This window comes from Butyrivibrio sp. MC2021 (genome assembly GCF_000621605.1).
Taxonomy (GTDB): Bacteria; Bacillota; Clostridia; order Lachnospirales; family Lachnospiraceae; genus Butyrivibrio.
Genome location: NZ_JHXX01000018.1, coordinates 16,214 through 42,294, shown reverse-complemented (window position 1 = coordinate 42,294; position 26,081 = coordinate 16,214). Strand labels below are relative to the sequence as shown.

General features: G+C 40.2%; 40 protein-coding genes, 3 tRNA genes and 1 pseudogene. 1 reads left to right on the top strand and 43 read right to left on the bottom strand.

The window, feature by feature from the left end:
- Positions 1-7 precede the first annotated feature (7 nt).
- The 8 genes from T359_RS23385 to T359_RS0116135 all read right to left on the bottom strand — a co-directional run bounded on the left by T359_RS23385 (position 8) and on the right by T359_RS0116135 (position 6,225).
- On the bottom strand, positions 8-310 hold the full coding sequence (locus T359_RS23385; RefSeq protein WP_026518359.1) for a Dabb family protein: 303 nt from the start codon (positions 308-310) through the stop codon (positions 8-10).
- A 483-nt stretch (positions 311-793) separates the two neighbouring features.
- Positions 794-1,393, bottom strand: a complete 600-nt coding sequence (locus T359_RS0116165; RefSeq protein ID WP_035784742.1) for a cytidylate kinase-like family protein — start codon at positions 1,391-1,393, stop codon at positions 794-796.
- A 16-nt stretch (positions 1,394-1,409) separates the two neighbouring features.
- Positions 1,410-2,762: an SLC13 family permease gene (locus tag T359_RS0116160; protein WP_026518357.1), complete on the bottom strand. Its 1,353-nt coding sequence runs from the start codon at positions 2,760-2,762 to the stop codon at positions 1,410-1,412.
- Between the two features lie 35 nt (positions 2,763-2,797).
- Positions 2,798-3,283, bottom strand: a complete 486-nt coding sequence (locus T359_RS0116155) for a DUF2798 domain-containing protein (RefSeq protein WP_026518356.1) — start codon at positions 3,281-3,283, stop codon at positions 2,798-2,800.
- A gap of 504 nt (positions 3,284-3,787) precedes the next feature.
- Complete coding sequence (locus T359_RS23105) at positions 3,788-4,408, bottom strand: cyclophilin-like fold protein (protein ID WP_026518355.1); 621 nt, start codon at positions 4,406-4,408, stop codon at positions 3,788-3,790.
- 12 nt (positions 4,409-4,420) lie between these two features.
- Positions 4,421-4,963, bottom strand: a complete 543-nt coding sequence (locus T359_RS0116145; protein WP_026518354.1) for a flavodoxin family protein — start codon at positions 4,961-4,963, stop codon at positions 4,421-4,423.
- A gap of 13 nt (positions 4,964-4,976) precedes the next feature.
- Positions 4,977-5,978: an alpha/beta hydrolase gene (locus tag T359_RS0116140; protein ID WP_026518353.1), complete on the bottom strand. Its 1,002-nt coding sequence runs from the start codon at positions 5,976-5,978 to the stop codon at positions 4,977-4,979.
- A 22-nt stretch (positions 5,979-6,000) separates the two neighbouring features.
- Positions 6,001-6,225, bottom strand: coding sequence for a hypothetical protein (locus T359_RS0116135; protein ID WP_026518352.1), 225 nt, complete (start codon positions 6,223-6,225; stop codon positions 6,001-6,003).
- 241 nt (positions 6,226-6,466) lie between these two features.
- On the opposite strand from T359_RS0116135, the gene T359_RS0116130 reads away from it, so the two are divergent.
- Complete coding sequence (locus T359_RS0116130; RefSeq protein ID WP_026518351.1) at positions 6,467-7,342, top strand: LysR family transcriptional regulator; 876 nt, start codon at positions 6,467-6,469, stop codon at positions 7,340-7,342.
- Positions 7,343-7,380: 38 nt separating this feature from the next.
- Here T359_RS0116130 and T359_RS0116125 read toward each other — a convergent pair whose 3' ends face one another.
- The 35 genes and pseudogenes from T359_RS0116125 to T359_RS0115945 form a co-directional block, all read right to left on the bottom strand.
- Complete coding sequence (locus T359_RS0116125) at positions 7,381-7,857, bottom strand: pyridoxamine 5'-phosphate oxidase family protein (RefSeq protein WP_026518350.1); 477 nt, start codon at positions 7,855-7,857, stop codon at positions 7,381-7,383.
- A 10-nt stretch (positions 7,858-7,867) separates the two neighbouring features.
- Positions 7,868-8,041, bottom strand: a complete 174-nt coding sequence (locus T359_RS22865; protein WP_197027113.1) for a hypothetical protein — start codon at positions 8,039-8,041, stop codon at positions 7,868-7,870.
- Positions 8,042-8,456: 415 nt separating this feature from the next.
- Positions 8,457-9,161 (bottom strand): DUF6036 family nucleotidyltransferase, encoded by a 705-nt coding sequence (locus T359_RS0116115; RefSeq protein WP_026518349.1) that lies wholly within the window; start codon positions 9,159-9,161, stop codon positions 8,457-8,459.
- Entirely contained in the window at positions 9,154-9,714 is a 561-nt protein-coding gene (locus T359_RS0116110) for a helix-turn-helix domain-containing protein (RefSeq protein ID WP_026518348.1), read from the bottom strand. The genes T359_RS0116115 and T359_RS0116110 overlap by 8 nt, the downstream gene beginning before the upstream one ends.
- A 222-nt stretch (positions 9,715-9,936) precedes the next feature.
- Entirely contained in the window at positions 9,937-10,599 is a 663-nt protein-coding gene (locus T359_RS21860) for an HD domain-containing protein (RefSeq protein ID WP_026518347.1), read from the bottom strand.
- A 104-nt stretch (positions 10,600-10,703) separates the two neighbouring features.
- Complete coding sequence (locus T359_RS0116100) at positions 10,704-11,135, bottom strand: GNAT family N-acetyltransferase (protein WP_026518346.1); 432 nt, start codon at positions 11,133-11,135, stop codon at positions 10,704-10,706.
- Between the two features lie 136 nt (positions 11,136-11,271).
- Positions 11,272-11,988, bottom strand: coding sequence for an SAM-dependent methyltransferase (locus T359_RS0116095; RefSeq protein ID WP_026518345.1), 717 nt, complete (start codon positions 11,986-11,988; stop codon positions 11,272-11,274).
- Between the two features lie 329 nt (positions 11,989-12,317).
- Positions 12,318-12,758: a GNAT family N-acetyltransferase gene (locus T359_RS0116085; protein WP_026518344.1), complete on the bottom strand. Its 441-nt coding sequence runs from the start codon at positions 12,756-12,758 to the stop codon at positions 12,318-12,320.
- Positions 12,759-12,898: 140 nt separating this feature from the next.
- The gene (locus T359_RS0116080) at positions 12,899-13,363 is read right to left on the bottom strand and encodes an HIT family protein (RefSeq protein ID WP_026518343.1); all 465 of its coding nucleotides are present in this window, start codon (positions 13,361-13,363) and stop codon (positions 12,899-12,901) included.
- 26 nt (positions 13,364-13,389) lie between these two features.
- Positions 13,390-13,896: a class I SAM-dependent methyltransferase gene (locus T359_RS20770; RefSeq protein WP_051545549.1), complete on the bottom strand. Its 507-nt coding sequence runs from the start codon at positions 13,894-13,896 to the stop codon at positions 13,390-13,392.
- The gene (locus tag T359_RS0116070; protein WP_026518342.1) at positions 13,875-14,411 is read right to left on the bottom strand and encodes a histidine phosphatase family protein; all 537 of its coding nucleotides are present in this window, start codon (positions 14,409-14,411) and stop codon (positions 13,875-13,877) included. The genes T359_RS20770 and T359_RS0116070 overlap by 22 nt, the downstream gene beginning before the upstream one ends.
- A gap of 358 nt (positions 14,412-14,769) precedes the next feature.
- Positions 14,770-15,282: a nitroreductase family protein gene (locus T359_RS0116065; protein ID WP_026518341.1), complete on the bottom strand. Its 513-nt coding sequence runs from the start codon at positions 15,280-15,282 to the stop codon at positions 14,770-14,772.
- A gap of 3 nt (positions 15,283-15,285) precedes the next feature.
- Positions 15,286-15,765 (bottom strand): YbaK/EbsC family protein, encoded by a 480-nt coding sequence (locus tag T359_RS0116060; RefSeq protein ID WP_026518340.1) that lies wholly within the window; start codon positions 15,763-15,765, stop codon positions 15,286-15,288.
- 96 nt (positions 15,766-15,861) lie between these two features.
- Positions 15,862-16,311: a GNAT family N-acetyltransferase gene (locus T359_RS0116055; protein ID WP_026518339.1), complete on the bottom strand. Its 450-nt coding sequence runs from the start codon at positions 16,309-16,311 to the stop codon at positions 15,862-15,864.
- A gap of 382 nt (positions 16,312-16,693) precedes the next feature.
- Positions 16,694-16,993, bottom strand: coding sequence for a TetR/AcrR family transcriptional regulator (locus T359_RS20765; RefSeq protein WP_051545547.1), 300 nt, complete (start codon positions 16,991-16,993; stop codon positions 16,694-16,696).
- A complete protein-coding gene (locus T359_RS20760; protein ID WP_051545544.1) occupies positions 16,990-17,364 on the bottom strand; it encodes a GyrI-like domain-containing protein in 375 nt (124 codons plus the stop codon). Before T359_RS20760 ends, T359_RS20765 begins: the two co-directional genes overlap by 4 nt.
- Before the next feature lie 9 nt (positions 17,365-17,373).
- Positions 17,374-17,781, bottom strand: coding sequence for an iron chaperone (locus T359_RS0116035; RefSeq protein WP_022762558.1), 408 nt, complete (start codon positions 17,779-17,781; stop codon positions 17,374-17,376).
- A 47-nt stretch (positions 17,782-17,828) separates the two neighbouring features.
- Positions 17,829-18,632: a DUF5131 family protein gene (locus T359_RS0116030; protein WP_242839113.1), complete on the bottom strand. Its 804-nt coding sequence runs from the start codon at positions 18,630-18,632 to the stop codon at positions 17,829-17,831.
- 50 nt (positions 18,633-18,682) lie between these two features.
- Entirely contained in the window at positions 18,683-19,168 is a 486-nt protein-coding gene (locus T359_RS0116025) for a hypothetical protein (protein WP_242839112.1), read from the bottom strand.
- A gap of 57 nt (positions 19,169-19,225) precedes the next feature.
- On the bottom strand, positions 19,226-19,384 hold the full coding sequence (locus T359_RS22265) for a hypothetical protein (RefSeq protein WP_242839111.1): 159 nt from the start codon (positions 19,382-19,384) through the stop codon (positions 19,226-19,228).
- Complete coding sequence (locus tag T359_RS0116010) at positions 19,375-19,554, bottom strand: hypothetical protein (RefSeq protein WP_155840154.1); 180 nt, start codon at positions 19,552-19,554, stop codon at positions 19,375-19,377. The genes T359_RS22265 and T359_RS0116010 overlap by 10 nt, the downstream gene beginning before the upstream one ends.
- 171 nt (positions 19,555-19,725) lie before the next feature.
- Entirely contained in the window at positions 19,726-20,454 is a 729-nt protein-coding gene (locus tag T359_RS0116005; RefSeq protein ID WP_026518335.1) for a MerR family transcriptional regulator, read from the bottom strand.
- 135 nt (positions 20,455-20,589) lie between these two features.
- Positions 20,590-20,829, bottom strand: coding sequence for a helix-turn-helix domain-containing protein (locus T359_RS20755; protein ID WP_081795625.1), 240 nt, complete (start codon positions 20,827-20,829; stop codon positions 20,590-20,592).
- 75 nt (positions 20,830-20,904) lie between these two features.
- The gene (locus T359_RS0115995) at positions 20,905-21,321 is read right to left on the bottom strand and encodes a hypothetical protein (RefSeq protein ID WP_155840153.1); all 417 of its coding nucleotides are present in this window, start codon (positions 21,319-21,321) and stop codon (positions 20,905-20,907) included.
- Between the two features lie 455 nt (positions 21,322-21,776).
- Positions 21,777-22,973: a glycosyltransferase gene (locus T359_RS0115990; protein WP_026518333.1), complete on the bottom strand. Its 1,197-nt coding sequence runs from the start codon at positions 22,971-22,973 to the stop codon at positions 21,777-21,779.
- A gap of 123 nt (positions 22,974-23,096) precedes the next feature.
- Positions 23,097-23,249 (bottom strand): annotated as a pseudogene (locus T359_RS20750) (TfoX/Sxy family protein); the annotation flags it as partial.
- A gap of 14 nt (positions 23,250-23,263) precedes the next feature.
- Positions 23,264-23,698, bottom strand: a complete 435-nt coding sequence (locus T359_RS0115980; RefSeq protein ID WP_026518332.1) for a GNAT family N-acetyltransferase — start codon at positions 23,696-23,698, stop codon at positions 23,264-23,266.
- A gap of 174 nt (positions 23,699-23,872) precedes the next feature.
- A complete protein-coding gene (locus T359_RS22580; protein WP_155840151.1) occupies positions 23,873-24,040 on the bottom strand; it encodes a hypothetical protein in 168 nt (55 codons plus the stop codon).
- Between the two features lie 165 nt (positions 24,041-24,205).
- Positions 24,206-24,290: transfer RNA gene (locus tag T359_RS0115970), tRNA-Ser, on the bottom strand.
- Positions 24,291-24,299: 9 nt separating this feature from the next.
- Positions 24,300-24,383: transfer RNA gene (locus T359_RS22575), tRNA-Tyr, on the bottom strand.
- Positions 24,384-24,518: 135 nt separating this feature from the next.
- A tRNA-Ser gene (locus T359_RS0115965) sits at positions 24,519-24,602 on the bottom strand.
- A gap of 332 nt (positions 24,603-24,934) precedes the next feature.
- Positions 24,935-25,108, bottom strand: a complete 174-nt coding sequence (locus T359_RS22570; protein ID WP_155840150.1) for a hypothetical protein — start codon at positions 25,106-25,108, stop codon at positions 24,935-24,937.
- A complete protein-coding gene (locus tag T359_RS0115955) occupies positions 25,105-25,482 on the bottom strand; it encodes a zinc ribbon domain-containing protein (protein WP_026518331.1) in 378 nt (125 codons plus the stop codon). Before T359_RS0115955 ends, T359_RS22570 begins: the two co-directional genes overlap by 4 nt.
- Positions 25,483-25,501: 19 nt before the next feature.
- A complete protein-coding gene (locus T359_RS22565) occupies positions 25,502-25,639 on the bottom strand; it encodes a hypothetical protein (protein WP_155840149.1) in 138 nt (45 codons plus the stop codon).
- Between the two features lie 71 nt (positions 25,640-25,710).
- Positions 25,711-25,938, bottom strand: coding sequence for a hypothetical protein (locus T359_RS0115945; protein ID WP_013282103.1), 228 nt, complete (start codon positions 25,936-25,938; stop codon positions 25,711-25,713).
- Positions 25,939-26,081 lie beyond the last annotated feature (143 nt).

The window sequence follows — 26,081 nt, the reverse complement described above, 5'->3', positions numbered from 1 at the left end:
TCTCATTTTAAACCTCAAAATCCAGGCAGCTTCTGATCTTGGTATAAGGTCTCACCTTGGAATCAGCTACTGCTACGTGCTCAGGATGTACAGAATATCCCTTAAGCGCATCAACGCTCTCAAAAGTAGAATCCAACATCAGGTCTGCATTTGAAGACTCAAGACCATTGATATTGACCTTGATATCCACGATTCCGGGAACCTTTCCCTTTAGTCCTTCAAGGCCTTCCTTGATTCCCTGCTTAATTGTCATCTTCTCTTCTGCAGAAAGTTCATCCTTAAGTGTCCATAAAATCACATGTTTAACCATTCTCGTTCCCCTTATCCTTTCCATCAATTCCCTGTTCCGCTCAAGCGCATCATAAATTCCATCCTCCAGGAATTCATCTGATACCACCTTAAATCCTTCTTTCACATAATATCCTTCATCAACTGCCTTTGCAATCGTGATGTTATTGATTGCCTCAGATTCCATGTGTACCTCCTATAGAATTGGACTTAGGGAGAGAAAAGTACAATGACGTTGTACTTTTAGACAAAAGAAAAAGACGTATAAACCATATGGTCTATACGCCCTGTGTTATAGTATTCACTTATCTTCTGTTTTTCATGGATTATATTTTCCTTTAAAAATCGCACCGTACCATTTCCGGTTAAGGATCTGATGGATAATGACGAGTGCAGTCATGCCCATTCCGATCCATTCATGCAATGCTTCGCCTGTACAAAGATGCGGTGGCTTTCCCGCTTTAGCTTCAGAGATAACTTTCTAAAGCTGAATGCTCCTCAAAACTTATTTAGCGTGATACCTTGCATCAATGTAATCAATGATCACCCTGGTTGTCTCATCAAGACCAATTCTGCTGCTATTAATGGAGAGCTCATAGTTTCTGGAATCTCCCCACTTTCCCTTGCAGTAATAATTGTGATAAGCCTTTCTCTTCCTGTTGTGGAAAGCAATCAGCTTCTCCGCATGCTCCCTGGTGATATTCTCTCTTTCCATGGTTCTTGTAACCTTTGCTTCATAATCTGCCAGGATAAATATACTCACCATGTTGGGATTATCTTTAAGGATTTCCTCTGAGCACCTTCCAATGATGACAAAAGACTCTCCTGCATCTGATTTTTTACGCAGGAAATCAAACTGCATCTTATGTATGTTATCTTCCACCGAACTGCTATAGCCTCTGACCGTTCTGTTAAACAGTACTCTCCTTGGCTTCTCATCATACTTTTCAAGTTCTTCCGGGTTCACATTTTTTTCTATTGCAATCTCTCTTAAGAGATTGTAGTCATAAACAGGGAGCTGATAGTGCTCAGCCAGCTTGTGAGCAATAACATGTCCGCCGCTACCGAATTCCCTTCCGACTGAAATAATAAGTTGTTTATTCATTCTCAACCTCTTTCTATCATAAATATCTGACATAAATGCAGACCATAGAAATAAGCACTACAATAATTGTAGCAGGAGCAGCAGAAAAACAGTACTTTTTCCAGCTGATAGGATATCCTTCTCTTGCTGCTATTGAAGTTCCGACTACATTTGCTGACGCTCCTATAGGAGTTGCGCTTCCTCCAATATCTGTTCCCATAGCAAGTGTCCATGCAAGAACTGAAAGATCTGCCCCTGTAGTAGCTGCCAGGGTCTTAATAACAGGTATCATTGTCGCAGCAAAAGGTATATTATCAACAAATCCGCTGGCAATAGCAGATACCCAGATGATAATCGCGATCATAACCGTCATCTTTCCGCCGCTTACCTTGCCGATGAAATCAGCTACAACTTCAAGTACTCCTGTCTGTTCAAGTCCTCCTACTACCATAAAAAGACCTATGAAGAAAAGAAGAGTCTTGTAGTCCACTCCTTTAAGGATCTTCACTACATCTTTCCCTGCAGTAAGCAATGTAATCGCTGCTATAAGCACTCCGATAAAAGACACTGTAAGACCTGTCTGAGCATGTGTCACAAGCAAAACAACAGCAAGAAGGAAAATTACAGTACTAATGATGAATGCCTTTTTATCTGTGATGGCAGATGAAGGATCGGCCTTGCTCTCATCAATTACAACATTTCCTGCTGAAGATAGTTCTTTTCTGAATACCAGATAAAAATACAACACGATAACAACCAGAGAAATAACAGCTATAAGTCCTGTATTAGTCACAAAGTCTGCAAAGGAATAACCAAAGGAAGTTCCTATGATAATGTTAGGCGGATCACCGCACATTGTAGCGGATCCTCCAAGGTTGGCACAAAAGATCTCTGAAAGGATCATAGGTACCGGATTAAACTTAAGGAGCTGCGCCAGCTCTAATGTTACCGCAGCCAGGAAAAGAATAACCGTAATACTATCGATAAACATCGCAAGAATAAAGCTCATTACCATGAATGTAAGAAATATAGGGATAACTTTATATTTCACGGTTTTTGCAATGGTCATACACAGCCATCTGAAAAAACCAGCTCTGGCCATACCTTCTACCATGATCATCATTCCAGCAAGGAAAATAACTGTCGCCCAGTTGATGCCGCTAGTGCTCTCAGAGGCTGTACCTGCTTCATACCAGAAGCCCAAAGTGAAAATATTTCTTATGTTCAGTGTTTCAAGAAAAGCATCCATGCTTCTCATACAGACACCAAATACCAATACTGCTGTTGCGAGACCACATGCAAGTGTTACTATGTGCCTCTCGATTTTGTCCCATATGATCAGGCCAAACATTATTACAAATATGGCGATCGCCATAATCATCGAAATCATTTCTACCTCACTTCTTTAACATTCCTTTTGAATCTTTACTTCTTTTCTTCAGACCCTTTTTTGTCTGCGAAGATCAGTCCAAAGATCCATCTTACAAAAGGTCCGGCAATCATCAGCTGATAAAAGAAAGCCATAGGGAAGTTCTTTACAGTAGTCTCAAGCCATGTAGCGATCATCTCTGTATTGAAACCACCCTTAAAGAGAATTGTTGCAACAAAACTCATCATGGGACACATGAAAAGTACGGAAAATACTGAGATAGCAAGTACCATCATAAATGGGTTATCTCTTTTGGGATCAACTAGCTTCATAGCCTTTTTCTTGGCAATGGGGCCTGCGATAAATGTATCAAGTATAAAGGCTGCTACTCCCATAATCGGAAGCTCTGAAAGTGCTGCAACGAAGATGAAGTTCTTCATTGCGCCTGTTTCGAGCGCTATGTTATAGCATACAAGTCCATAAACCATAACTATAACCATCATTACTGTAAAAATTGTTTCCTGAATTCTGTTCTTTGGCATTTTTAAACCTACCTTTCTAAAAAAGTGCAATAAAAAAGAGGCCATAAACTCGTTATGACCTCCACAAAGCATAGTGTACATCGCACTGCGTTTCTTTTACGATAGCCACTTTAACATAATTATTATTTTAGTGTAAGTAAAAAATTTGTGAACTTTTTGCGGACACCTTCAAAAAATCTGCATATCAAGCACCTCTCCAATATCACCATCAATACATATACTTCTATCTTCTAGTTCTCCGGGGCATATCTCTTATTCCAAATCTTTTGGCAAAGTCATAGAAGTATTTTTCAAAACGCTTGCCGCTATATGTTAAGCCGGCAGATGTTGATAGTCCCGCTCCTGCCCCAATGACAATTGCGTCTGCTTCCTTGATTTCATGCAAAAGCCTTTTTATTTGCTCATCATATAAGTATGTAATGTCAATAGTTACATCAAAATAATTAAAAAAATAGTGACCATAAATCTTTCGACTTATAGCCACCGTTTTGTATCAATATATTTCTACTTTAATAATCCCTGTCCCATGCTAATAGTAATTGTAACATCACCATTTGAAAGCAACTCAGTCATGCCAGCCTCATCCTTATCAGATATGTGACCTAACCGTGTGTATGACCAGCTGTTAGAACCATAGAACACAACCATTTGATTCCCTGAATAAAGAACTATATCCCCTGATGATGTTGTCGTCTGTTTGTCATTTCTTGGAAGACTCTGACCTATAGATCCCACCTGCTCAAATCCGCCATACATTGACATCTGAATTGTGACATCACCGTCTTCAGCCATATTCCTCAGTGCCTCTACAGCCTGATTGTCTTCCCAATCCACATTAACTTTTGTATCGCCGATTTTCATTGTCATAGTTTTTTCTCCAATACCCGTATCATCAGAAGAAGTGTCACTCTCAACAGCTTGATTATCAGTTTCTTCTGTGTGATATGTTTTTACGTCTTCTGATAAAACGATTTCCTCTGTACTTTCTGCTTCTATATCTTCTGATTTAGAAATGGCAGCGTTCAAATCATAGTTTTCATATGGTGTCTTAGTATCACCTGAGCATGCGCTGGTACAAAGCATCATGAACACACAGAGTGTCATCATAATCAATTTCGTTTTCATCGCAAGCTTCCTTTATTTTAATGTTTTTCCAAACTCATAGGCTTCACTTAATTCCTCTTTTTTACCTGAAGCTTCGCCCATATCACCTATTCCTCCACAGAATAAGGAACCGGAGAATTCTGCCTTTTCAAAACAGTCAACCCATCCCTGAAGTCCGCTTTCAGCCTTTTGGGGCACAAACTCTTCATCCTCAGCCGCAACAGAGAGCATATATACATTCCTAAACTTATAGTCTGAAGGATACAGCGGATTGAGCCTGTCCAAAAGAGTTTTCATTTGACCGCTCATCTCGTAATAATAAATCGGAGTTACAAATACAATGGTATCTGCATTCTTTACTTTTTCTGCAATCTCAGCAGCATCATCCTTAATGACACATTTCTGGGTATTCTGACAGGCAAGACATCCTATACAGAAACTGATATTTTTCCCTTTCAGGCTTATATGTTCCACATCATGACCTGAAGCTTTTGCTCCCTCTATAAGCTTTTCCGTAAGTATATCGGAATTACTCTTTGCTCGAAGACTTGTAGAAATCACTAACACTTTACTCATATCATCCCATCCTTTATTTCAGATTCTCCTTAAAGAAGCTCTCCAGCTTGTCAAAAGGAATATAATCCTTATCCCCGCCATCATATAAATCTGTATGTACAGCATCAGGGATTATCATAAGTTCCTTATTGTCTGCGTACTTGCTGCCTTTGATCATATCTGCATAAGCATCCTTTGAGAAATAACATGAATGAGCCTTTTCTCCATGAACAAGTAAAACTGCACTTCTGATCTCGTTGCTGTATTTAAGTATTGGCTGATTAACAAAGGATTCACAGCCGATTACATTCCAGCCACCATTAGAATTAAGGCTTCTCTTGTGATAACCTCTGTCAGTCTTGTAGTAATCATAATAGTCTTTCACAAAGAAAGGTGCATCCTCCGGAAGTGGATCAACAACTCCTCCGCCAAGCTTATAATCACCAGTCTTAAGATCCTCCAGCCTCTGAACACACATGGCTTTCTTCTTCTCATAGCGTGCTTCCTCGCTATCTTCACTGTCAAAATAACCATTCGCATTTACTCTAGTCATGTCATACATGGTAGATGCCACAGTTGCCTTTACTCTTGTATCAAGGGCTGCTGTATTGATAGCCATTCCGCCCCATCCGCAGATTCCGAGAATACCGATTCTCTCAGGATCAACCTTATCGTTCAGGGAAAGGAAGTCCACTGCAGCCATGAAATCTTCCGTATTGATATCCGGAGAAGCCATATATCTTACGTTCCCGCCACTTTCTCCGGTAAAAGAAGGATCAAATGCTATTGTCAAAAAGCCTCTCTCTGCCATGGTCTGCGCATACAATCCACTGCACTGCTCCTTAACCGCACCAAATGGACCGCATACTGCGATTGCGGGAAGTCTGCCCTCTTTATCTTTGGGTACATACAGATCTGCTGCAAGTGTTATCCCATATCGGTTCACAAAGGTCACCTTGCTGTGGTCTACCTTATCGCTCATAGGGAATGTTTTGTCCCATTCAGTTACCAGTTTCAGTTCTTCCTTTTTGATCATGATTGCATCCTCCGTTCTCTTATCACTGTTTATCCGCTTCTTTTTGTGCCTGTCTGATCAGATAGTCCATCCGATCAACCTTCCTCTGGCTGTCGTGCATTTCCTCCACCAGATCACATCGACATTTTCGAAGATACTTTACGAGTCCATCCATATCTCCTGCTTCGTAAAGTGCTTTTGCTCTTCTTGTTCCTTCCGCAGAGCATCCACTGTCTGTAAGATTTTCTATCAGGGTTTTTACTTCCATCTGTCCTACCTCGTATCCTCATTATATTTACTTGACGAATTCTTCGCTAATGAATAAAATGAATATCGTGATATTCCAAAATGGAATGTCATGTAGCAATGAGCAGTGCATATGGATTTGTAATTAGTGCGTTGGGAGTTTGCTCGCATAAGCACTAAATTATAAATCCATATATTCGGCGAATGCCTAAGAACGAAAAAATGCAAAGCATTTTTGAGTGCACTGCGAACTGGAGGATTCTATGGAAATCAAAAGCCTGCGATACTTCCTTGCCGTCGCAAGGGAAGAGAATATGACAAAAGCTGCGGACATGCTTCATGTCACACAGCCTACGCTTTCAAAAACGCTAAAATCACTCGAAGATGAACTGGGAAAAAAGTTATTTACACGTCACAGCTTTAGCATATCCCTGACTGATGAGGGGATGCTTCTTCGCGACCGTGCGGAAGATCTCATCGCCATGGCCGACCGTATAGAACAGGAATTCATCACCCTTGACGATATCACCGGCGGTGATATCTACTTCGGACTAGCCGAAAGCTATCAGATAAAATACCTTGCACGGGAAATCCGCATATTAAAAAGCAGATATCCCGGATTTACCTATCACATCACCAGCGGCGATACAGAACAGGTTACGGAAAAACTGAATAAAGGGCTTCTAGATTTTGCAGTTTTATGCGAAAAGCCAAATACGGCAAAATACGATTATGTCAAATTTCCGGAAGCTGATATATGGGGTGCCATCATGCCATCAGACCATCCTCTTGCCATGAAGAAATCCATTAAGGTAAAAGATCTCATCGGGCAGCCTCTCTTCTGTTCCGAGCAGAGCTGGAACAATGAAATACCTGCCTGGGCCGGTGATGATTTTGAAAGACTGCATCTTGAAGGTTCATTCCGCCTGTCTTATAACGGATCTCTTTTTGCACAGGAAGGTCTCGGAATCCTCCTGACTTTTAAGCATTTAGTCGAATGCTCAGAGGAGAATGGTCTGGTATTTCGCCCATTATCTCCGAAGCAGACATCTGAGCTATACTTGATCTGGCACAAATTCCCATCCTTTACACCTATAGCTGAAAAATTCCTAGCTCAGATCAAAACATCGTTCCACTAACCCCATACCTACTGGATATTTCCGAGTTTACTTACTTGTCATGACTCATTAACCAGTTTTCCCGTCATATGTTCAGGAGAAAACTCCAGACATTGAACTCTTGGAAATGCATTCTTAAGTTCTTTCTCCAGATACTCTGCATCATCAGTAAACTTCCTGGTCAGCGCAGTACATATATCTCTTGCCTTATCTTCATTTTCAACAAGGCAGATCCTGCCAAACAGAATGACACTTTTTATATTAAGAGCCCAATCGCCTTCCTTCCGATAGCCCTCGTCATATACACAGTAACTGGCTTTATCGCAGGCTTTTATAGAGTCGATCTTATGTCCCTCTTTCGCTCCATGAAAGTAGATCTTTCCATCCTCTTCACAATACCAATGGTCTATAGGAAGACCATAAGGATACCCATCATCGCCTATCAGTGAAAGAACGCCTCTTTTAGTATTCTTCAAAATCTCAATGCACTCCGCATCAGAAATCTGTTGCTTGAACCTTCTCATTTTCCTAAACATCGCAACCACCTCACTCTTTTCCTAAAATCTTTAGTCCGGCTATTCCAATTACAATAAGGATAACACAAACCACCTGTGGAACGGATAACTTTTCAAAGCCACAGCCCAGGAGATCTCCAACGCACCTGCCAAAAACAAATAGAGCCACTTCATATAAAAACCTCCTTATAACAAAATACGCCATTTCCTTACCTGCTAAGACCTAACGGTAAAGAAATGACGTTAATCCCACTACTCGGTAGCAATGGGCGCCTGTTTATTTTGTTTCATCAACTATACTGGGTAAAGAGCTTTGTTGTCAAGAAAAATGAATAAATAATCATCTTCAATCATTAATCATATTAACAAATAATCACTCACTTTGTCTCACTTAGATAAATACTCACCCTGCTCTGTATAATATCTGCCACCTCTTCTGCTGTCTTTTGCCCGGCATAGTAGGTCCCAGCCTCTTCATCTATTATATTCACTATGGTATTTTCACTAGTCGCTACATACCATTCTCTGCAAGATAAAGTTAATAGTTTCCTGATTCATCATAGCGAAGCTCCTAAGAAAACTCAGTCTCATGATAGTCTCAAAATTTCATGAGACTATTACTATTTACTGTCTTTCTTCCTTTTTGCAGCCTCTAGCACGCTTGCCAGATTACCTTCATTAAGAAGTTTCGGATAATTATCATCGATATCCTTGAGAATTACCCGGTTATCCGATTCTGATGTTCTGGTACTGTCATATAGCTCATCCAGGTTATGCGCAGAAAAGATGCTATCAAGAAGTTTTTTGGCTTCATCAGGATGGGACAGATTTTCGAATTCTCCATAAAAATCCACAATTGCTTTCTCTATCTGCTCTCTTGTAATATTCTCTGACTTTATGATGCCGACAGCATCTGACATATCATACTTGTACGGTCTTAATGACGCAAGTTTCATTGCTACATCGTACTCGGAAGGAAGCATCCTCGCTTCTAGAATATTTGCAAACAGCTTATAATGCTTGGAATACTGCCTGATCTTCTCAGTGTATGAACTTGTTTTTCTGAATTCCTCATTGATCCAACCCGTGGGCAGTCCATTTTTGTCGCCTACGGTATTTATAGCATCCTTCATTGAAGAAGAGGCAAAGATCAAACTATCGATATCCGTAGTAGAAGCTCGAAACCCATATTTTGATACTATTGCTGCTCCACCAATAATTACAATCTCTGCAGGTGTATTCTTTTTATTGATCTTTTTATACTCTTTTGCAAGTTGGAACAGCAGATTGTCTATATTATCTTTCGTAAATAAAACCTTATCCATTTATAATCTCGCATTCTACTATATTAAAATCAAGGAACTCTGGAATTGCGTGATTCAAAGCTTCTTGTTGCGCGTCTTTTCCCAAAAGCATTTCTGATAACTCTGTATCAGCGGGAAAAACCGGCTTTTCCAACTTATATCGTCTGATGTTCTCATACTCAGTACACTTTGGAAGGTCGTTCCGCTTGCTCAGATAATCAAGCATTGCAAGAAGATAAAAAGCTTCTGCTTTCATATCCAATTTCCAGTAATAATCTATCTTTTTCTTTTCCAAAAGGTCGATTACGTAATCTATCTCACCAATACGATTTACTAGATGACACTGCTCACTTCTGAAAAGGTTGAAGGAATGATTCTTATCGCACAGCGTAAGAAGCTCATCTATTGTGAGGTTAAGAGCATCAGCTATCTTTTTCACAACACCAAGAGCACAGTTAAGGATATCCACCTTCCCATTAACAATGTTAAAGACCGTAGGATAAGCAACCAGAGCGCTATTCGCCACTTTATATATAGATATACTGTTATCTTCAAGATATTGCTTAATGTACATAGTCGCATCCTCCTTCCACCTTTATTATATACTTAGAATTATATATACGCAAGCGTATATATGTATCAGGAAAAATATCCGGGCAAAACGCCCGGATGAATTATTATGCAGATGCATTTTGTGTTATATCTAGATGATATTTCTTTATCTATGATGTTTACAATTTCTGCTGTAGCTCCCATTTTTACAGGACTGCAATTAACGATTAAAGCATTCATTGTTTTATTCAAAGCCTTTCTTGGCCTGCGCTATGATCTGTTCAAGAAGTTCAATTCTCTGAGTTAGTTCTTTATCCATCATATCCTTGGCGGTCTTAGTTCCCCTTGGAAGTGTCATGTACCATCTAGCTATATCAATCTGCTTTTGACAGGATTCGATGATCTCGACATTTGTCTTTTCGTGAACAGAGCTGCCCATAGCCATTGCAATCCTGATAATATCGAATCTGTCGATATCATCGCTGTCTCTGATGGTGGTCTGGAATACGCTCATATCCTCAGGTAACGTGTCAGTCAGATTATGCCTTCCGATTCCCTGCACTATTTCTTTTGCCATATCAGGATCATAGCCTATTCTGGCAAGATACTCTGCGGCAATATCGGCGCTTACCTGTGGATGTATGCGCCAGTCGTCACCACATTCTCTGTAGCCAACGTCATGAAGAAGGCAGGCAACAACAGTATCGGTGACAGGGAGGTTCTCAGCAATCGCGATCATCCTGCCGTTTTCTGCAACTCGTATTGAATGTTCGTAGCGATAGAGCATGTCGCCTCTATCAGGCGTTGGTCCAAGCATCTCATAAACAAATTTCTTGGTGGTTTCTATCACATCTTCTGTTTTATTGTATCGATCAAGTATCTCTAGTGCTCTTTCTGATAAAGACATTTTGTATCCCCTTTGTTTCATAAAACTGATCCTTTTTATTGCAACACCTCACTCTTTTCCTAAAATCTTTAATCCGGCTAAACTTGAATTTACTCATCCCTAAATTATTCACAATACATACATATAGTTCCCTTTGACAACTTAAACCCATTCTTCTCATAAAACTTAGCCGCTGGCGCATACTCGCTAGTATAAAGAACAATGCCCGCAAGTCCTTTGTCCTTACTATAATCTTTAACAGCGTTTAATAACTGCTTACCTATTCCTTGACCTTGTCGCTCAGGAAGTACTGCCATCTCATTAATATAAATCTCTTCTTTGCTGCCTGAAATCTTACGAAGTGCAAATATACACCCTAGTACTTCTTTATTTTCCTCATATACAAATCCCACAAATCTTCTCTGTTCAAAAAAATCCTGAAGATATTCTGTGGCATTTTCTGTCTTCCAATCTATTCCCCAATATTCCATCGGAAATGCTTTTGTATAAATCGAACCACATTGTGTTAAATCACTGTTTTTCATAATTCTAATCATTGTACTACCCCACTACCAAACTTCGATTTATTTCATTATCCTGAAATATATTCCCATTTATAGAATCAGTTTTTTTTCTCACCGTATATGTATTGCCGGACAGTTCAAAGATTTCAAAGCCGGTCTTTACCATTTATCATTCTTTTCGAACATAAATTAGAAGGAAATTCAGAATATCATACAGACCCTTATCCAAAAACTCCTTATCGCGTATGCCATATTCATGTCCTGATTCAAACCATTCCCGCCAAGCGATATCGTAGCAATCAGCCTCCTTAACTTCGATATCGCATCGGTCTTGGCACTCATCCTTCAACAGTTTTTCCCACCAAGATGCTGTCTTGAAAAGTTCCGAATCATCGCCTTCCGCCCATGTCTCAAATATTACTTTAAGCTCACCTTGTGGCTGTTCCTTTAACCCCGGAACCGCGATCATTACTGTACCGCCTTTTTTTACATATGGTAGTACCTTCTCAGAAAAGATGCCTTCTTTACATCCAAAGTAATGATATGCATCTACACTGACTATGGCATCGAAATACTCTTCAGCGAAAGGCATGTCCATGGCATCACCATGGATTGGAATAATCTTGTCTTCCAGACCATTATCCTGAATCCTTCGGTAGTTTTCTGTTGCGGGTACCCAAAGATCAAATGCGTATACATGCTCTGCATCCGTTTCATTTGCTACAAACATCGATGTTAAGGCATAACCGCACCCCAAATCCAGTGTCCTGTTAAAGCAAGCGCCTTCAGGTCTTTTGCGAATCAATTCATCAAGCAGCCTAAAGGAATTCGGTCCCATCAAATATTCCTTTGTAAAATACTTCTTGTACATTTCTATACTGCTCATAAACAGCGTCCTCCATAGCACTATATTAAAAAAAGTTATTTTGTATCCCCCTCCTGAAATGGACGAAGAATCAATCTCTCAGTCTCTATTCTCATTTTCTTTTCCTCAATCTATGCATCACGCTTCTGTATACCCAAGCTTAGAATAAAATGCATTTGTTCTGACATTCCAAATGGGCGTATCCAACGTGAATTCCTTTGCATCTGAAAACATCGCCTCAATTTCCTGCATCATGTAGACTCATGGCTCTTTACCTCATACCCATTGATACGGGCAGTAAAGAAATCATCCATTCTTTCAAGCATGTTCTAATTTCTCCCAGTTGTTTTTCATAGCTCCTTGGCAAATGATACATGCCCTTCTAATTCGATATAGCCGTTCTTTTTATAGAACTCATATGCAGGCACATGCGCTTCTGTCTGTAAGAAGATCTGCTTCAGCCCCAGCTCTTTAATTGCCTTTTCTATTTCTGACAGGAAAAAGTTACCGGCTCCTGCGCCTTGCCTGTCAGTTCTTATACATAGTTCATCAATATAGTATTCAGTCCCTTTATACCAGTGTTTTATGTAGCCCAATGACATACCGATGAGTTCATCACCATCATATAACCCATATGTAAGCGAATATCCCTGTCCAATCAGATCATCTATATAGCAATCCAACTGCTTTTCATCTGACCAGTCATCGTTCCATGGTTCTATAGTAAACACACTTACAAACAGCTTTTTTATCGCTTCTTTTTGCTCAACTCCAATTCGCTTTAGTTCCATTTTTAGGCACCTTTCAGCTTATCCTCTGTAGTATCCCGGCAACATCCACTCCCGGGTGCGTCAGGTACATTCTGCAGATACTCTCCGCAAGCTCTTCTGTTAACTCAAAGTCTCATCCTTCATCAATCTTTCTTAATGTATTACAATAGTTTATCCAGCTCACAAAGAAGTTTTGCTTTCATCTCTTCTAGTTCTTCACTGCTGGGTCTATTTATGTCAGCATACATTTTTTCACTTGGATAGCACCAAACAGGTCCCTTGCCTTTGTTTCCATAATTATCTATGTCGCCAGTCCTTCTCGGAAACAGATGCCAATGAATATGTGCACCGCCTTCACCATTTCCCAGGCACTCATAATTCATCTTTTCAGCTCCAAAGGCATTTTTCACAGCTTCAGCAACAAGTGTCATTTCATATAAGTGCTTTGCTCTTGTTTCCTTGTCCAGATCAAACAATTCAACAACATGGTCTTTATACAAAAATAATGTATATCCCTTAAAATGCTGGAAATCCCCAATTACCACATATCCAGTTCCCAATTCTTTTACAAGAAATGGATTGTCCCCAGCTTTTGTTTCTTTAATTCTATCGCATACTCCGCACATACGCTTCCTCCGTTATCCTCATAGCTTTATTTCTTTTTAAATATCAGGTGATTATAAAAAGCGACCTTCACATACTCATCAATTACTCCGGCCTTTGTTTCCAGTTCAAGCATGCCTCTATACCATTCTTCGTTGAATTTGATCTCATTATTTGATGACAATCCAAAAAACGTCCTTATACCATAAACATCTTTTAGCTCTGCATCATCAGCAAAGAAATCAGCAAGATACTCGTTGCTATACACATTTCTGTTTCCAAAAGCACTTTCTTCAGTGCACTTATTCAGGACATCTAATGCCGCTGCGGGGTTGTCGTTTAATACAGCATACGCGAAGGCCTTACCATATTCATTATGTTTTACTATCGATAAAATCCCGCCTGGCTTCAGCACTCTTATCAGCTGTGTTAGCACACCACTCATGTCATCAACATATTCAAGAACATTATGGCAGATTACCACATCAAAAGTGTTATCTTCAATGCTCCGTATTTTTCTTCTCCCATGAAAATTTATAATCTTGCTATCACACATTCGCCATTTGCATATTTTAGCGATTTATTATCAATGCTAAAATTCATTCTTTTAAGCTCAGCCACAAGCGTATGCATGAAAAATCCATGTGTTACCACCACGCAGTCCTCATTCTTTTCCATAAGCATCTTCACAAACTGCATAGCCCTTTTCTCTGTCTGCAGCCTTCTTTCCTTCTGCCTGCTGTTATTGAAATACCATTGAATCCTGCCTGAGGTATTCCAAAACAGTAATGGTAATTTAACTCTGATATATAAACTTGCTGATAATGGGACTTCGTTAATCAGATCTGTAGAAATATAGTCCTGCTCACCAAAGATACTCTGAGCTGTTTCCCCAGTTCTCGACAAGGCACTTATGTAATAGCTGGAATACTTCGCATCAGGTATAGAATAGCTTAACTTCATGATAGGAGCCTTGTCATACAGCACGCATGCTTCGTCGAACTGGTCAGATGTGTACCAAGATTTCCATCTAAAATTCACTTTACCATGCCTAATAAGAACAACCTTCACCTACACCCTCCGATAAAAAACATATTTTTACTATAACAGAAAAAGAGCCATTTAACAGTAAATTATACTGTCAAACGGCAATTTTTCTGACATATTGAACCTATTTTCATAAGTCGCTTATCTTCTCTGTAAGTGTATCACAAGTCCCTTCTACAACAGTTTCCATTCTCATCATATGTTCCAATGATCCACACTGGCTGTGGATAACTAAAAGGTTTTGCTCCAAAATCTTTTCTGCTCATAATCATGTCCTCCAAGCTAATATCATCAACGCATCCATTAACAATTTTACTATATTCCCGGGCAATAAAAAATGCCATGTGACGGTAATTTGAAACCGAAACATGGCACTTATGTTTTAAATATAACTTACTGTCTCTGGCTGTTCTTTTCTGCTGTAGTGATTATCAAGTGGCCCCGCTCCTTCTGCAGCATAGCCAAGATCAAGAATCATCAGGATCTCCTCATTCTCTGGAAGATGAAGATCACTTGCAAGTGCATCAGGATCAAAGAAATTTAGCCAACAGCTGTCTACGCCTTCGTTTGCTGCAGCAAGCATAAGATGTGTTGCTACAATAGAAGCATCTTCAATACCGGAATCTCTTTTGCCACCCGGGTATGTGAATACATTATTCTTATCAAAAGCTACAACAAGTACTGTTGGAGCGCCGTAGCGACAAGGAGTTGCCTTATCGATCTTGGCCAGATTCTCTTCTGACTCAACGACATAGATATGATGCTCCTGAAGATTCTTGGCTGTAGAAGCAAGGCGACCTGCTTCAAGGATCTCGTTGAGTCTTGCTCTGTCCACCTTTCTCTCACTGTACTTCTTACATGAATAGCGGTTCTTTACTACATCTTTAAATTCCAACTTTTAGTCCTCCTCTTCCCATCCTTTGCAAACATCACACCAGCCCTGAGTTCCGGTAATTTCTTCAAGCTCACCGGGAGATATCTTAACCGACGTAAACTCATTACCTCCAGCTGGATGGACGTATTCAAATCGTTTCATCGATACATCAAGCCATATCGGAATCCCTGCAGGAACTGCAAACGGGCACACTCCTCCCGGCTGAAATCCAGTTATATCCTCCACCTGGTCCCTTGGGATCATATGGGGCTTTGTATGGAAAACAGATTTGAACTTGGAGCTGTTTACCTTGCCATCACCTGCCATAACAACTATGACCGGCTTTTCCTCAACAATAAATGACAGCGTCTTGGCAATCTCAGGCTCCGTACATCCTATCTGCTGTGCAGCATGTTCAACTGTATCAATCGTCTCAGAATGCTCTGTCAGCCTGTCTCCCAATCCTTTTATATCCAAAAATTCTTTTACCTTAGCGTTTATCATCCTGATCACCTCATCTTAAATGATAAACAGAAACATCAAATCTTTCCAATACGTTTTGTTTATTGTCAGCAATAAACATAGCCTATTATCACCTGATCACTCACATTTCTTAATATAATAAATGAATTCATTATCCCGACTCACTTCCACATATCCCAGCTTGGTATAAAAGGCGTTTGTTCTGACATTCCAAATGGGTGTATCTAATACAAATTCCTTTACATTTGAAAACATTGTCTCAATTTCCTGCATCATGTAGACTCCATAACCTTTGCGAAAATGCTCCGGGCTTACAAAGATCCTTCCGATGTTCAACTTGTCTTTTTCCAAAAATAGAATCGCACCACCAACAATTAGTCCATTGTCCGTGAGCTTATACAAATGATTTGTTCTGGCCATCTTTGTGTGATAAGAAACAGACATATATCCAGGTGGCCCACCAGCTGAAGGTGCTCCAACCTGAACATCGCTATCAAAGGCTCTTTTAGATATTCCATTAAGTGTCAAAGCATCAGAAGTGCTTGCTTTTACAAATTGTAGACTCATATCTTTACCCTCTTCTTTTCATCATCAGATAGCAGTTAATCCCATTTTTATAAAAATCAGTTAGTTCTCCAACAGACTTATGTATATCCTTTTTCCACTTACGCTCTTCACACATGAAACTTTACCTCCGGCACCTTCGTCAAAATTGAAAACTATCTATAATATAAAATCTCACATTCGCCTTCATCGGTAAAAGTTTCAATCTCATATGTAAGAACCCCATCGGCGTAGATTTCCTGATAGATTATATCTAATTCTGCTGTTTTTCCTTTTATGGCAATCCATCCTGAATTCGGCAAAACCACAGAACAGTTTGCATTATCTATGTCGCCGGATTTAAGCCCGATGACATATTCAATCGTATCAGTTGTCCAGTTATAGCCTAAACCCCTAAGCTTTTCTCTTCCATATTCTCCATTGCAAACTTATAGAACTTTTTTCCGTACTCAAATAGATTTGCTTTTTCATCTGAAGAATCAATTCCTCTGACAACATCTTCCGATACAGTTTGCCACCCATATATCATAAGACTTCTGTGCATATCTTCTATGGTCTTCATGTGATTGTACAATGAAGGCTTCCTGATTCCTAAATATTCTGACAGTGTAGTAACCGACAAGTAAGACAGCCCCTTTTCGTTGGCCAGTTCTGCAGCTTCAGATCCGTAATATCTTCTATTCATTTTGTAACGTCTTCAATCGGAAGCTGGATCTCAGTCAGCCATTCTTCCTCAGATTCTTTATTCCAGATTCCGTCAATATAACACTCTCTGGCAAGACCTGCTACTGTATATCCGTTCTGGTCTGCATATTTCATAAGAAATGCATAAGCTTCACCGATATTAGCATAAGAGCCCTTATGATAGATGCTCAGAACCTTTGACTCTGGCAGTGTTTTGAACTTAATGTGATCATTTTCTTTTCCGATCGCTTTTACAGCTTCGTTATGCCTGATGCGGATATCAGTTTCCTTATACTCTCCATCAAGATATTCGCAGAATTCATAGGGTGGATCTGCACACTCCATCCCCGGATTAAGACTTAGGCATACCATCTTTACACCTTATTTGGAATAGTTCTCAAAGCACCATTTTGCGATCCTTATGATCAGTGCTTCCGGTAAAGGCTGATCATAGGGGATCCGTATCGTGCCCTTGCTTACGTCATAATCGGAGAGTTCCTCCGTAAATACAGCTGTAGCCTCATCACCAGGATAAATGCCCAGATGTTTCTTTGATGCTGCGAAATGAATGATATTACGACCTTTCCAATAAGTGGGCATCGACCAGGAGATCCGTTCCTCCGCGTCCGGCAGTGCATCACGAAGGATCTCCCGGATCTCCATTAATCTGGGCTTATATTTCTCATCCTGGGCAGCAATGTATTCATCAATATTCTGCGGTTTCACACAGTAATGGTCCTGGTTTTGTCTGCTGAACTCTCTGCCGCATTTCGGACATTTCCATGCCATGGCTTCACCTCTTCAATCTCGATTTGCTTATTTCATTATCTAGAAAGTTATAAATCCAATCCAGCTTTATGCGCCTGGATATGCTGTAGCTTTCTTGGGATGTTATAAAGCTTCCCATCCTTAATCAGTTTTGCTCCTGTCTGGTGATAATAAAATGAGATTCCGTTCTCTTTACACTGTAACCATACCTTCTCTACCCATTTATAATCGCAGACCCTTGCATTTGCTCCTGACTCTCCACCTACGGAAACCTCCTCGATGAGCGGTCGCCCATCGGAAGTCCTGTATTTTTCGATATATGGACTCAAATCCACCTCAGTCAGCATAGGTTCTATCATCACGGCATGATGGAACAATGGAAGATCCAGATAAACCGGAAGTCTCTTATCCAGCATATCCTGATTCTCACAGGTAACGGCTATCGTAACATGCCCCCATCCGTTCCCCCATCCTGCGGGGAGATGATCTGCAATACGCTCAGGTCTTTTAGTAATCATAAAGAATGTACAATCTGAACGCTCATGCATCATTTCCCAGGCATCTTTTCTCCATCCATCTGCATCGGGATGAAAGAAATCTGAAGAAAAACATGTATAAATGTGTGACCCGCATGGAACCTTATACATGCCCTTATACTGTCCTGACCTTAGTTTTCGTATTGGGAGATTAAAGTTATCTGTCTTATGAAGGACTGTAGGGTCCTTTCCTATGGACTCATCTCTCCGGTAAACATAACAATGTAGGCACCCTGTACTTGCTCTGGTGCATCCATGCCACAGATTCCAGTTAAGTGCCAGCGGAGGCCGTGGATCATTGTGTTTTTCCTCAAAAAACGATAATTGCTCCATCATGAAAACCATCCAGCTCAGAGAGCTGTTCTAATATGAAATCCAGGTACTCTTTAGTTGATGCCATAGGTTCGTTCTTTTCCTTTTTTGAAATCAATTCTTAATAAAGCTTTTCCGTTAGGAAGAGACTCTGTCTCCTCCAGTATCTTCTGATATCCAATGTATTCTATTAGCAGATTTGCAATTAGTAGCTGTGCATTAGGCAGCTTTGATGTATCTTTTATAAGATCAACCTGAAGGCACTGCAATACGCCTGACAAGTCTGTATAGCGTCCAGAGACAGCTTCAAGGTACTCTTTATTTATATCTACGCCATAAACAATCTGATACTTTTCTTTGTTGACATGTTCTAATCCATTGCCACCGGCTATGCCAAAAATCATTGCCGTGTTTACTTGATAAGCATCAAACTGCTCTTTCATCATTTTGTTAATGGTCTGCAGCTGCTTTACAGAGTCCAGGCTCATATGCTTTTCATAATCATCAAGTTTTATCTCTTCCCAGGGATTGTTCATTTCTCTTTTACCAAAACCATGCATTCTTCCGAGTCTTCAAAGCCACATTTTTTATAAAGGGGCCTCCCCGCCTCTGTTGCATCAAGTCTGATCTCCCTCAAGGAAGTATCTCCTGCTTTCCTCTACAAAACTCTCAGAATACCGGTAATCTGCTTCAAGAGAATTAACTTCTTTTAACATTTCCAGTCTGCTGCTCATCATGAGATCAATATCTTGTTTGTCTGCAATCCTTATTTCCATCCCAACTCCTGCTTTACCATTTCAAGCATTCTTCTATCTCTTTTGATCATGATTTCATTGAAATAATCTTCACTAGAATACGCTGCATTAGTCGCAATAGCCTCATCTATATCCACTATTTTCAGCACGAACCCCGCTTCGTCCTCATAAGCATCCAACTCTTTCAGCACATTCTTTTTTCTGCTCTTCAGCTCCAAGACTCATATTGTCTGACTCTAGTCCAAAATCGGCTCTTTTTTTCAAAATACTTATCTTCTACTATATCTGTTTTTATAAAAGAAAAAAAGCCACCTGACGGTATTTTATCCGCCAGATGACTTCAAAATCGTGTTTTGTTGTGATCATTTTCCGCAATAGATCTTAATTGCCTGGAAGATAAACTCTGAAGTTCCTTCACCGCCCATCTTTTCAATATTCTGGGTCAACTCTCCGCCACCTACATAGCCTGTTCCAAGGCCATAAAGAATATCATCAGTGCATGTGTACATATTCTCCGTAATGAAATCCTGTACTTTCTTTACCTGAGCCTGAACCTCTTCGGATGCCGGATCCATTTCCTTCATAGTACCAAACTCTTCAAAAAGTTTGGTAAAATCAGCCATCAGTCCGCTTTCATATTCTTTTGTCCAGTTCTTGCTTTTTTCGGCATATTCTTTATAAGCAGGAGTATCTCCCCACTGTTCTTTAGCCTTTTTTGCGTATTCATCAAGCTTACTTGTATCAAATGCTGAAAAATTCAATTTCCTCACTCCTCTCACTTTTAGGTATTTGCACATGTTCAGCAGATTCTCAATGTGCTCCTTCTTAAGTTCCAGAAGTTCTATCTGCTGTTCCAGTGCTTTTGTCTTGTCAAAGTCAGATCTGTTAACTATTTCCTTTATATCTTTTAGCGGAAATTCCAGCTCCCTGAACAGTAAAATCTGCTGCAACTTTTCCAGAGCTGCATCGTCATACAGCCTGTAGTCAGAATCGGTGTATTTCGCCGGCTTTAAGAGTCCAATCTCGTCGTAATAATGCAGTGTGCGTATACTCACTCCCGTCATTTTACTAACATCATTTACTGTCATCATAGCTTTCATCTCCTTCACGTGTAACTATACCTTAAACCATAACGTAACGTGATGGTCAATACTTTTTTGCCAGAAAATTACAAAAACCATTTAGAAGCATGTCAACCTGCCTCCAAATGGCTTTAGTAATCATTTTCACCGAAGGGCCTTTTTATCTTGCACATTACTAACAAAAGGAAACTTAATCACCAAATCCTTGTCAATCTCCATCATATTTAGTATTCTGCTAGCAGCTCCAGATGGATGATTAGTACCAGATTCCCATGCTTCAACCGTTTTATCTGATACTCCCATATAACTTGCAAAGGTTTTTTGTGACATTCCTGTAGTATTTCTAATTCTTTTTACATCTTCTGCTTTGCCTCCATATATCATGTATCATTCAGAAATTATGCTTCATCACTCATCCCCACAAATCTCGATTTTTCAAGCTACGTTATATTCCGATTTTTATTTACTATCCGGTAGAATTTTCTCCTCAACTCGTCCTGCTTGTATAAGCATAGAAACACCGATTACAACAACAAGCAGAACTGCAACTGCACCGGATATGATCGTCATTGTCATCGAGAACCTATCACCTGCATCTCCGAATGTGCCGAGCATGGATCGTTCCAGTGACAATAGTGCCACAATAGCACAAGCCATGGATATATTTCTTAGCATTATCATTGATGGATTTTTCCTTTTTTGAGCTTTTACAAAGCTTATTATAGCCAGGATAACAATGTAAAATGTATATGCAGCGATAGTGATCATTATAATGATATGATATTTGGGGTTATGTTTTTCAGCTATGCCCATGCACACAATACCCGATACCACGATAGCCAGAAAGATCATGCCTCCGCCGATCATTTTCATCATTCTTGATTCTGACCTTCGCAGCTTTTTGTATTTCGAAGAAACAACTATAAATCGCATTACGGACAAAACCATGTAATAAGCAAACATTGAAACAAACCAGAATGAATGGTATATGATTCCCATTACCCCGTTAAAAATCGCATATACGGCATTCCATCCCATGCTCATATTTGCTGTTATGAACAGCCAATACAGGATCCCTAAGAATCCTGTGTCCCACTTCAGTACTATCTATTTTTTGGATCAGCCGCTTCATATGCCGCTTACGGATGGTACGGTCAATCCGCTTCTATATATGGTCGTATGCATTTTGTGATCACTCCTGCTATCTCATCTGTTTTTTCAAGACATTCGGCCTCCAGCCATTGCTTCATTCTACCTAGGAGGAATGTTAAACTGAACAACACAATTTCAAAAAAGTGTTGTTTTCAATAATAAATTATCTGGAAGATAAATCATATAACACTTTCAATTAATTGTACTGCTTCAGACAATCCACCCTCAGTCCTGATCTTATCAGATATTTCCATTGCATTTTTGCTTTTTTCATCATACGTATCTTGCATTTGAACAATGGAATTATAGATATTTTCTTCAGTCAGCTCCTTTGCTTTCAATGGTTCCGTGGCCACATTTAAATTTCTAAGCTGCATTGCAAATCCCATCTGGTCCAGCACATGAGGAACCGGTATAGACGGTATTCCATAGATCATGGTTGCAGCAGATGTTCCAAAACCACAGTGATGAATCACGAAGCTGCACTGTTTGAAGAGCCAGCTGTGAGGAACACTCCCAACAGACATCATTGTTTCCGGAAGTTTATACTCTTCAAGTGATTTTTGAAACCCTTGTACGATTGCCCTGCATCCCGCCTTTTGAAATGCTTTGACAAACATATCCAGTTTATCCGTTTCTGCTTTATCTTCGAATGACATTGCGCCGAGTGCGAGCAGAACAGGCTTTTCACCACTTTTAAGAAAGGCTGTTAATTCCTCACTTGGCGAATATACCTCCTCTTCTTCAAACCAATAGCCTGTCAAAATATGCTGGTCTTCCCAATATGGGCTTCTTGTCACAACAAATTTACTTATGGGGATCAGGTCGAGTTTTTGAGACATCAGGGAATCACCGACTCTCATCGCTTTAAGACCATAAACCTTTCTGATCTTGTTATATGGCTTGTTTATCTGTTTACCGATCAAGCCCCCGATAAGCTTATTAATAAATGTCTGCGGCTTTTTCTTTTCGGGGATCATTTCAGTCTGCAAAGTCACGTTTACTGTGGGAATATTCAAGGCCTCCGCTTCAACTGCTCCCATCTGACTGTGACTTACTATGATAAGATCATTTCCTTTGCATGCCTCATATATTTCATTCGTTGAATTCTGAATGATCTTAAATATGAAATTCATTGTCTTAAGCATGCTAAGGACGGCATTTGAACTTTTACCTCTGATAACAGCTGCTTCCATCTCTATATCAATATCAGGTCCGACGGAAAGAAAGGAAATACCCGATTCTTCAATAAGTTTTCTCCAACAGGGATGAGAACCGAGTTTTACATCATGTCCGTTTTTCTTAAGAGCCCTTGCAAGATATATGTACGGTTGGATATCTCCTCTTGTTCCCATTGTGAAAATGATAGTTTTCATGAAATATATAACTCCTAACCTGCTGCATTATATAAAAAGATATTTAGATATTCTTGCAGAAATCTATAATCTCTTGTTTTCTCGGTTCTACATCTGTTTTGTATTCAATTGATGTCAACCCTAAAGGATCATTTCTTTTGCTCCTTCATACGGAAGTTCCAGCTCCGCATCAGGCATCATAGCTATAGCAGTTTTTGTAAGCTTCACCAGAAAGCGGTCATCATAGATACCGCCAAACACCTTGCCTCGATAATAAAGGACATATTCACCCATCATCATATAAGCTCTTATCAGATCCACTGTATGAAAGCCGTCTTATCACTGCTGTTATACCCAGCCTTCTCATAGAAATGCAGAGTCTCAGGCTTCTTTGATCCAGTCAGCAGCATCAATTTGTAGCAGTTTTCCTTCTCAGCAATCTTCCGTGCATAGTCCAGACATTCACCTGCATATCCGTTCCCTCTGAAATCCACGTGTGTTACCACATTCTCAACAAAAGCATATGGTCTTACATTTCTTGTCAAATTCGGGATGATCACACAAACACAGGAAGATACAATCTGACCATCAATCTCATTTACAATTAGATGGTGATTCGGATCTTCAACAATCTGATTCCATGTTTTTTCAAGATGTTCATCCTGCTTTGGAATGCTGTCTTCATGTAAATATAGATACAGTTCCAAAAGTGCTTCAAGATCCTCTTTTTTCACTTCTCGTATCATTATATTTTATGCCTCTCCTCCATAGTACGTTTTACTGAAGTTAATTTTTCTCAAACAAAATATTGTTCACATATCTAATTAGAACAGCCTTTATTTTTACTATAACAGAAAAAGAGCCATTTAACAGTAATTGCACTGTCAAACGGCCATTTTTCTGACATATTGAACTTGTTCTCATAAGTCGCTTATCTTTTCAGCAAGCGTATCGCAAATATCCTCAACAACAGTTACTGCAAACATTCCTGCCATCATTATCATTCCTACAACAAGGAAGATAATGATTTCCTGGTATCTATAGCTGTAAATGCAATACCCAATTCCGAAGCCGATTAAAAGCACCATAGCTCCTATTACGATAGAAGTCAGGTTTTCAAAAGCTCACTTATACTCCATGCTCCTTGAATACATTCAAACTCATAAAAGAATCTTTCAAAGGGATCATCCAGCTTCATAATCTGCCTGATATGCGTATCGGACCTATTTGTATAGTGTCATCAGATGACACAACGCCGTGAATAGGGATCGAACCTATCTTCCCGTGAAGGAAACCGCTGATTAGCAATCAGGTGCCTTACCACTCGGCCACCACGGCATATTTAAGTGGGTGGAGCAGGAATTGCACCTGCGGTGTTTCTAATGTGGGAGTTTTACAGACTCTTGCCCTCGCTTCTAGGCATACCCACCCATAATAGCTCCTGCGGGGCTTGAACCCGACATCTCCAGCTTGAGAGGCTGGCGTCCGTCGTCGCTTCGCGTCCTCCGAATGCGTAGCTCGGCCTCCCCCGGAGGCCACGCATCCAATTACACCACGAATCTATAGCGAAGAGCCTGGGATTCGAACCCAGATACCCTTTCAGGATGGCGGTTTTCAGGACCGCTGCTGTACCAATTGAGCCAACTCTGCATATTTTCAGGCAAAAGAAAAACCGCCTGCCTTTTCATCTAAGGTAAGCGGTACGCAAACATGTTTATCTATAAGCTTCTACTCCGGATTACTTCATCCGGTCCCTGCCTAAAACAACATTTTCTCGCATTTGCCTATCCTTAAATGAGCGCATGAAATTAAACATCCACTCTGATTTGCTCTGGAGTGATGATTCATAACTTTCGCTATAGAGGCAATAATTGCGATTCACTGTTGTCATGTCTCTTTCTTTTCCTTTCCGGGAGCTTCTATTGTCTGCTCCGCTTCTCTCTTATATATCGAATAATAACACCGGTTAGTTTAGTTGTCTATTAGCCTTGTAGTATAAAATCTTCCCTCTTCAGTTCCATTTCAATAATATTAAAAGGCTCTTTTTCCGTTACCTCTTTATCCTTGAATCCAATCTTCTTGTAGCATTCATGAGCAATGTCATTGTTCTCAAACACACCTATGGTAACAGCCTCAGCATAATCCCAGCTCCTCAAAACCTCGTTCCGCACTTAGGACAAAAATCAAAGTCCTCTGTTGTCTCGTATCCACACTGTCTGCATCTCTTATAACCGGTCGTGAATCCTCTTCCGCCGCTTACCTGAGTCAGATGACTTGGCAGAATCTCCACTTCTTCGCCTCTTGCGATCATCTTACCAATCTCCGGATCAAGCTCATAAACAGTTCCGCAGCAGCTGGTCTGCACGTAGTAATGCTTATTCCACTTTAATGTAGGTATAAAGAAAAGAGACAGCACTGTATATGTCATGAACACATTGAATCTACCATACTTTCCACAGATAGCGCAGGTTATCAGCTGATTGAAATCAAAATCCTTCCTGCCATCTGTAATTCCCATGATAAAAAACATCTACTTCCTCGCTCCGTTCTTAGTAATGTACTCTCACAACCTTTGCTCCAAATGGTAAAAGAGCTACTGTCATAGTGTTAAAGTTCTCTTTGTCGCCTGCTGTTAAAAGCGCCCATTTCTTATCAAACTGACTAAAAATATCTGTTGTAAACTCCATGCTTTTCTCTTTCCTTTCGCGCTTATTAGTTCGCCGCGACCCCCGTAGGAATCGCGGCTTAAACCACTTAATTACTTCTTGAACAATCCACCTGCAAGATCCTTGAGATCTCCGAGGTCAAGCTTACCGTCTGCTACTGCAGCTTGAACTTTCTTGATGTCGTCTTCACTAACATCAATGTTGGCTTTCTTCAGAAGCGCAACGCCTTCCTTGGGGTCAGCCTTGGCAATCTGAGCCATGAGCTCTTTGTTACCATTGATCTTCTTGATAATGTCTGCTACGTCCAAAATACTTCCCATTTGTTTCTCCACCTCCGTTCATGTCAGAATTTACCTGACTTAGTTCGGTCGGATACGGGGGCCGTAACTCGCTGCTTCGCAACTACGAACGGTCCCCAGCTCCAATCTTGCTTTTTGTTTATTGTTCGTTAAAGCGTCTCCGC